Source organism: Crocosphaera sp. Alani8 (assembly GCF_038442745.1).
Taxonomy (GTDB): domain Bacteria; phylum Cyanobacteriota; class Cyanobacteriia; order Cyanobacteriales; family Microcystaceae; genus Crocosphaera.
On record NZ_JARVCN010000190.1, the window covers coordinates 1 to 6,583 of the forward strand.

At 39.4% G+C, this 6,583-nt stretch carries 8 protein-coding genes; 4 read left to right on the forward strand and 4 right to left on the reverse strand.

Annotation, left to right across the window (positions count from 1 at the left end; translation table 11 throughout):
• Positions 1-365: 365 nt before the first annotated feature.
• The 3 genes from P9B04_RS12225 to P9B04_RS12235 all read right to left on the reverse strand — a co-directional run bounded on the left by P9B04_RS12225 (position 366) and on the right by P9B04_RS12235 (position 3,031).
• The gene (locus tag P9B04_RS12225; RefSeq protein WP_342055269.1) at positions 366-959 is read right to left on the reverse strand and encodes a nitroreductase family protein; all 594 of its coding nucleotides are present in this window, start codon (positions 957-959) and stop codon (positions 366-368) included.
• Between the two features lie 42 nt (positions 960-1,001).
• Complete coding sequence (locus P9B04_RS12230) at positions 1,002-1,895, reverse strand: AEC family transporter (protein WP_342055270.1); 894 nt, start codon at positions 1,893-1,895, stop codon at positions 1,002-1,004.
• A 77-nt stretch (positions 1,896-1,972) separates the two neighbouring features.
• Positions 1,973-3,031: a ribonucleotide-diphosphate reductase subunit beta gene (locus P9B04_RS12235; protein ID WP_342055271.1), complete on the reverse strand. Its 1,059-nt coding sequence runs from the start codon at positions 3,029-3,031 to the stop codon at positions 1,973-1,975.
• A gap of 276 nt (positions 3,032-3,307) precedes the next feature.
• Here P9B04_RS12235 and P9B04_RS12240 point away from each other — a divergent pair, with 276 nt between their 5' ends.
• The 4 genes from P9B04_RS12240 (at position 3,308) to glyA (ending at position 5,819) form a co-directional block, all read left to right on the forward strand.
• Complete coding sequence (locus tag P9B04_RS12240) at positions 3,308-3,562, forward strand: type II toxin-antitoxin system HicA family toxin (RefSeq protein ID WP_342055272.1); 255 nt, start codon at positions 3,308-3,310, stop codon at positions 3,560-3,562.
• On the forward strand, positions 3,559-3,771 hold the full coding sequence (locus tag P9B04_RS12245; RefSeq protein WP_342055273.1) for a type II toxin-antitoxin system HicB family antitoxin: 213 nt from the start codon (positions 3,559-3,561) through the stop codon (positions 3,769-3,771). Before P9B04_RS12240 ends, P9B04_RS12245 begins: the two co-directional genes overlap by 4 nt.
• A gap of 31 nt (positions 3,772-3,802) precedes the next feature.
• Entirely contained in the window at positions 3,803-4,402 is a 600-nt protein-coding gene (gene miaE, locus P9B04_RS12250) for a tRNA-(ms[2]io[6]A)-hydroxylase (RefSeq protein WP_342055274.1), read from the forward strand.
• Between the two features lie 130 nt (positions 4,403-4,532).
• Positions 4,533-5,819 (forward strand): serine hydroxymethyltransferase, encoded by a 1,287-nt coding sequence (gene glyA / locus P9B04_RS12255; protein WP_342055275.1) that lies wholly within the window; start codon positions 4,533-4,535, stop codon positions 5,817-5,819.
• A 109-nt stretch (positions 5,820-5,928) separates the two neighbouring features.
• Here glyA and P9B04_RS12260 read toward each other — a convergent pair whose 3' ends face one another.
• Complete coding sequence (locus P9B04_RS12260; protein ID WP_342055276.1) at positions 5,929-6,246, reverse strand: P-II family nitrogen regulator; 318 nt, start codon at positions 6,244-6,246, stop codon at positions 5,929-5,931.
• Positions 6,247-6,583: the final 337 nt, after the last annotated feature.

Consider the following 6,583-nt stretch of genomic DNA (forward strand, 5'->3'; position numbering starts at 1 on the left):
GAGTTTTAGCCATCGTTCCTCATATCAACTTTTCTTGGTGCAAGATGTGAGTTAGACTCATATCTTGCACCTTCGATAAAATCGGCTAGTTTGTAAGCGTTCAGCTATAGCTTTTATCGGACTCATGAGGTACACTTAACTCCTGCCTCCTGCCTCAAAGCGATCACCTCTGTACCTCACAAGTATGAGAAATGCTATATCAGCTATCAGTTGAAACATATCAATCTCTATCTTATGCTGTGAGTGAGATCAAAGCCGAACGCTGTGCGATAGCGCCGGAACGGAGTGAGGAACTGCTGACTGCTGACTGCTGACTGCTTACTGCTTACTAATTTCAGTTTTTATGTACTGGTGCAAGATGTCAGTTAAAAATAGGATTGGTTCCAGGTATTGTGAAATACAAAGTCTGGCAAGGGTTTACGACTACGGGGGGATAATTCTCTGTCTTGTAAATCTTCCCCTAGCTGACTAATATTTCCTGGATAACCTACGGCGATCGCTGCAACGGGTTCGTAGTCTTGGGGTATATTGTAAAGGGTTCTAGTTCTTTCCATATCGAATCCTCCCATCTGATGGACAAATAAGCCAAGGGATTGCGCTTGCAGGGTTAAATTGCCTACAGCTAAGCCAACATCGTGTAAGGCGTGACGATTGGGTTTATTGTTGCGTTCAAAGGATAATTTTGCCACCGAGAATATCAGAAGAGGAGCATCTTTTGCCCATTGTTGATTTGCTTCGACTAAACAACTCAAAAGTTTTTCGTATTCTTGACTGTTGTCTTGGGTTGCTACTATAAAGAACCAGGGTTGTTCGTTAAAACAGGAGGCTGCCCATCTAGCAGCTTCTAATAAACTGGCAATTTTTTCGGGTTCAATGGGACGAATATTGAACGCTAACGGACTCCAACGTTGTTTAATCAGTTCATGGATAGGATATTGATTATCAGCAGGTTTTTCCATGATAATTATTGGATCTTTTAGGAATATTTTTTCTGGGATTTATTATACTTTATCGGCGACCCATAATACGAATGGTAAGGTAAGAAAACTAAGTAAGGTTGTGACGACGATTGTACGGGCAACTTTAGCTGCTTCCCCTCCAAACTCTGTTGCTAAAACCACGGTATTGACTGCAGTTGGCATAGCACTTTGTAGAATAAACACTTGTAAATCTAGGGGTGGCAATTGAATGGTTTTACCTACTAATAAAGCGATTAAAGGAGCTAAAACTAATCTAAAATTAAGGGAGATTAGCTCAAAGTTAGTCACTCTAAAAGGTGTATTAACTAATTCTATACCCAGAATAATTAAGGCTACAGGAATAGCCGCCCTTCCTAATAAGTGTAAGGCTTCTCCTAAGTTAAAAGGTAATTTTATCTGTAGCAATCTTAAAGCCAATCCAGCTAACATAGCCCAGATCAAGGGAAGTTGAAAAATAACTTTTAAACTATGTTTTAGGCTAGTTCCTGCTAAGATTGCTGGGGCAACACCAAATAACAAAATACTGGAACCAATCATATAAATAATCGCCCTTTCTAGACCGGCTGAACCCAAGGCAAAATCTACCAAAGGTAATCCCATATTGCCGTTATTAGGATGTAAACTAGTGGCGATTAAACTTTTACGAGTGACCAGAGGTAGTTTTAAAAAAGAACTAATAATGGAGACTAACCCATAGAGAATCAAGGCAACAATAAACACCCCTAATAATATTTGTGTTGCATTCTGTGGGGAAATAGTTGTTGTATATAAACTATCCGCTACCAGTGCCGGAGCCAATACATAAACACTTAATTGGGATAATGTTTGTTTATGAAGAGTCAAAGTTTTACCAACAATAACCCCAACAAGAATAATAAAGGCAACAGGAATTATAGCAGGTAATAGAACAGTCATTTAGCTTTTAACCTTAAGATTTTTTGGGACTATAACAAAACCCCAACCTCTGAAAAGTCGGGGAAGTTTATGGGAAATTAGATTTCATCCCATCCCGTCAAACCAGAGGACATGACATAACTAGTAACAGTTGCCTCAAAGAAATTAGCCTTGGTATTACCTGCTTTTTTTGTATCAGAAAATCTTTCTAAATGGCTATAAGGACTCTTATTGTATTTTGGTTCAGGATAAAGAGGATCTAAACCGATAGATCGTAATCTAATATTAGCTAAATACTTGGTATATTTTTCTGTACTTGACTCAGTAATACCTAAAATATTGTTACCTACAATATGGTTAGTCCAGCGACACTCATAATTAACAGCCATGTCAAACATTTCGTAGATTTGTTCAACAGAATGGGGGAAAACTTTTCTCGCTTCTGGAATCAGTTTTTGATACAATCTTACATGACTTAATTCGTCTCGGTTAATCATCTTGATAATATCAGCAGATCCTGGCATTAACATCCGAGATGCTAAATTGTAGAAGTATATAAACCCGTTGTAAAAATAGAGTCCCTCTAACAAAAAGTCAGCCATCAAAGCGACAAAATAATTTTCAGCAGTTGCATCATCAATATATTTTTGATACAAATTAGCGATGAACTCACAGCGATCTTTCAATACTTTATCAGTGCGCCAAAATTCGTAAACTTCTGTTCTTCTGTCCGGGGGAATAATGGTTTCAATGATGTATTGATAGCTCTGATTGTGCATTCCTTCTTGGGAGATTTGTTCTGCCATACATAGACTAACCTCGGGAGCAGTAATGCTCGTTTTTAGATGGGGAATATTACAGGTTTGAACAGAATCTAAAAAGGTAAGATAAGATAAAATTCCATCGTACGCATATCGCTCGTCATCGGTTAAGTTAGTATAATCTGTCACATCTTGAGTAATATCTAATCTTTGAGGAATCCAAAAGTTTTCCCGCATTTGTTGATATAAACCCACCGCCCATGTGTAACGAACATCGTTTAATTGCATCAAATTTGTAGTATTTCCAAACCAGATGGAACGGTTTTCGATGGCATCATCTCCTTCTGGATTGAATATGGGACTGATGGGCATTTCGTTGCGATGGGTGGCAATCATCTATGACTTAACAATTAATGTACACCAACTAATTATATAAGATTTTTTTGGTCTTGGGTAAAAATTTATTTATGTTGTCTTTTATACTTAATTATTGATAATTTTAATAATCATAATCTAGTTATCAAATAAACTATTACACGTTTTATTTATTAAGATTAATTCTGAGTCCTGACTGCTGACTCCTTGCCCCGAAGAGGCGATAAAGCATTTAAGCTATAACTGTAGGGTATGTTCTTATATCAAGAACTGTTCATGGGATAGTATTATAAGTGAATGAACAAAAAACAGCGTAAAATTTATGATTCTATCTTCACAGAACCAATGAAACTGAACATTCTGTGGGATGATGTAGTAACCCTAATTAAAGCCGTAGGAGGAACAGTAACTCAAGAGAATAATTCAGGAGTCAGATTTGACTTTAAAAATCTCTCCCTCAATATCCATTCTCCCCATCCTCAAAAGGAATTAAAAAGATATCAGATTAAAGCCATTCGAGAATTTTTATTTAAGGCCAGAATCAACCCATGAAATACAAAGAGTATAAGGCAGTTATTGAATATGATGAAGACGATCGCTTATTTTTTGGTCGAGTGGTAAACATAAGAGATATAATAATTTTTGATGGCCTTTCCGTGGATGAATTAGAACAAGCTTTCCAAACCGTAATTAAACAATACATAGCCGATTGTAAAGCGGCTAACAAATCACCTGAAACGCCTATTTCTCAATTGTCATAATCGAATTTTTAATAAATTGGGAATTTGACCAATGATGTTACACAAAAAAGCAACAATAAATATATTAAAAGAGCCAACTCAGGCAGCTTGGATCGAGCAAGCTACTAACAATCTAGATACAATCTTATTGGATCATTCCCACTGTGAAAGAAAAGCAGCTAGTGTAGCTCTCAATTTGATGTTTCGCTACTCATCCAATGCCATATTAGTGAGAAAACTAACAGCGATCGCACAAGAAGAATTAGAACATTTTGAACAAGTTAATCAGTGGTTAGACAAAAAAAATATTCCCCTTGGTCCCTTGTCTTCTCCTCCCTATGGGGCTAAATTAAAATCAACAATCAGCACAAAAGAACCCCAAAGATTACTAGACTCTCTATTAGTTGCCGCCCTAATAGAAGCTCGATCTCACGAAAGATTAGGACTTTTAGGAAACCATTGTCCCGATGAAGATTTAGCTAAATTTTACCGTAGTTTGATGGCATCAGAAGCGAGACATTATGGGGTCTATTGGATACTAGCAGATACCTATTTTGAGCGAGAACTTGTGCAGAAAAGATTAGAAGAATTATCAATAATTGAAAGCGAGATTTTAGCCAAATTACACCCTGAAGCTAGAATCCATAGTTAACAAATCTAAGATAGTGAAAAAAATAAACTTTAAATTAAAAGTTATCTTGCCTTATTGAAAACCCATGTAAACATTAACTATAATTGGAGGTTGGGAACACCGTAAGCCAAAACGAAAGGAATAAATAAAAGTGACTGATACCAACTTAGATTTTTTAGCCCAAAGCGACCCCACCCTTGCCGCAATGATTCAAGGGGAGTTACAGAGGCAGCGCGAACATTTAGAACTAATCGCCAGTGAGAACTTTACCTCCCCCGCAGTCTTAGCAGCTCAAGGCTCGGTGTTAACCAACAAGTATGCAGAAGGATTACCCAAAAAACGCTACTACGGTGGTTGTGAATGGGTCGACCAAGCAGAGCAGTTAGCCATCGATCGCGTTAAACAGTTATTTGGAGCAGCCCACGCTAACGTACAACCCCACTCAGGAGCGCAAGCTAATTTTGCTGTGTTCTTGACCCTGCTAAATCCTGGGGATAAAATCATGGGCATGGATCTCTCCCACGGTGGTCATTTAACCCACGGTTCCCCTGTAAATGTCTCAGGGAAATGGTTTGAGGTGTGCCACTACGGTGTAAGTGCTGAAACCGAAAGGTTAGATTACGATGCCATTTTAGAACTAGCTAAGAAAGAAAAGCCGAAGCTATTAATCTGTGGTTTCTCAGCCTATCCCAGAATTATCGAATTTGATAAGTTCCGGGCCATCGCCGACGAGGTAGGAGCCTATTTAATGGCTGATATCGCTCACATCGCTGGTTTAGTTGCCACTGGTCATCATCCCAACCCTTTACCCTACTGCGATGTAGTCACCACCACCACCCACAAAACCTTACGGGGTCCTAGAGGCGGTCTAATTATGACCAACAACCTTGAGTTGGGCAAGAAGTTCGATAAATCCGTCTTTCCTGGCACTCAAGGGGGTCCACTAGAACAGGTGATTGCTGCCAAAGCAGTAGCCTTCGGAGAAGCCCTAAAGCCCGAGTTTAAGGTGTATTCCGGACAAGTAATCGCCAATGCCCAAGCCCTGGCTACTCAACTGACCCAACGGGGCTTTAAGCTAGTTTCTGGCGGCACCGATAACCACTTAACCTTAGTGGATCTCCGTTGCATTGACATGACAGGCAAGGAAGGGGATAAGTTAGTTAGTGAAATAAATATTACCGCCAACAAAAATACAGTTCCCTTCGATCCCGAATCTCCTTTTGTAACCAGTGGTCTTCGGTTGGGTTCTCCCGCTATGACTACAAGAGGATTGGGAGTAGAAGAATTTACTGAAATTGGCAATATAATCGCTGATTGTTTGCTTAATCGCAACGACGAAGGGGTTAAGCAAGATTGTTTAAATCGAGTTAAAGCTTTATGCGATCGCTTTCCCCTTTATCCTCATCTCAACATTCCTGTTCCTGTCTTAGTATCCTAACCTTCATCTAGGTTGGTTTAGACCAGACTTTCTCAACAGAGACAAACGCAGTAGTAGATTGCTTGGGCTTTCTATTACTGCGTCCTAAACTCTGGTCATAATTGTATTATCAGAACTTGTGTGCGTGCAGCACCTCCATCACGTCACAAAGATAAGCAATACCCGAATAATCATCGAAGAACTGGGCTGCTACCTCATCCGAAATCTTTACGGCCATATCTCGGTTGGGGGTGAGTACCTCAAACTTTATATTCGAGTAAGTCTCAGAAACGGTGGGGCCTCCCGAGGAGCGAACATTGCGACTTCCTTTACCGCCAGCGTCCACCACCGTGTAACCGCTTGCTCCGGCTTTGTCGATGATCTTGGCGATCTTTTTTAACAGCAACTTTTCTGTAACAATAACGAGCTTAGTAGCTTGCTGGGTCATTTTAATTACCTCTCAATATCTGTATTCATTGAAGTATATAAAAACTCAAGAAAACGGGAATAAACTATACTATTTGATTAATCTAGCTAATACCTTGGCTATTAAGCTAGGAGAACGTCCGTAAATCGAAACCAGTATGACATCATACCAAATCCGATTCTAAAACCCATCTTATCTTCTAGAAGAGGCAGGAGGCAGGGGGCAGGAGGAAGAAGGGTTTTCAAGTTTTAAGCTATCAATTTAAAAAGGGGGTAACAAGAGCGGATTTGGTATCAATTTCCCATGAAGCTTCTCAAAAAGTCTGGGGGGACTCGCCGAAAGTTAGGGGACAAAGATG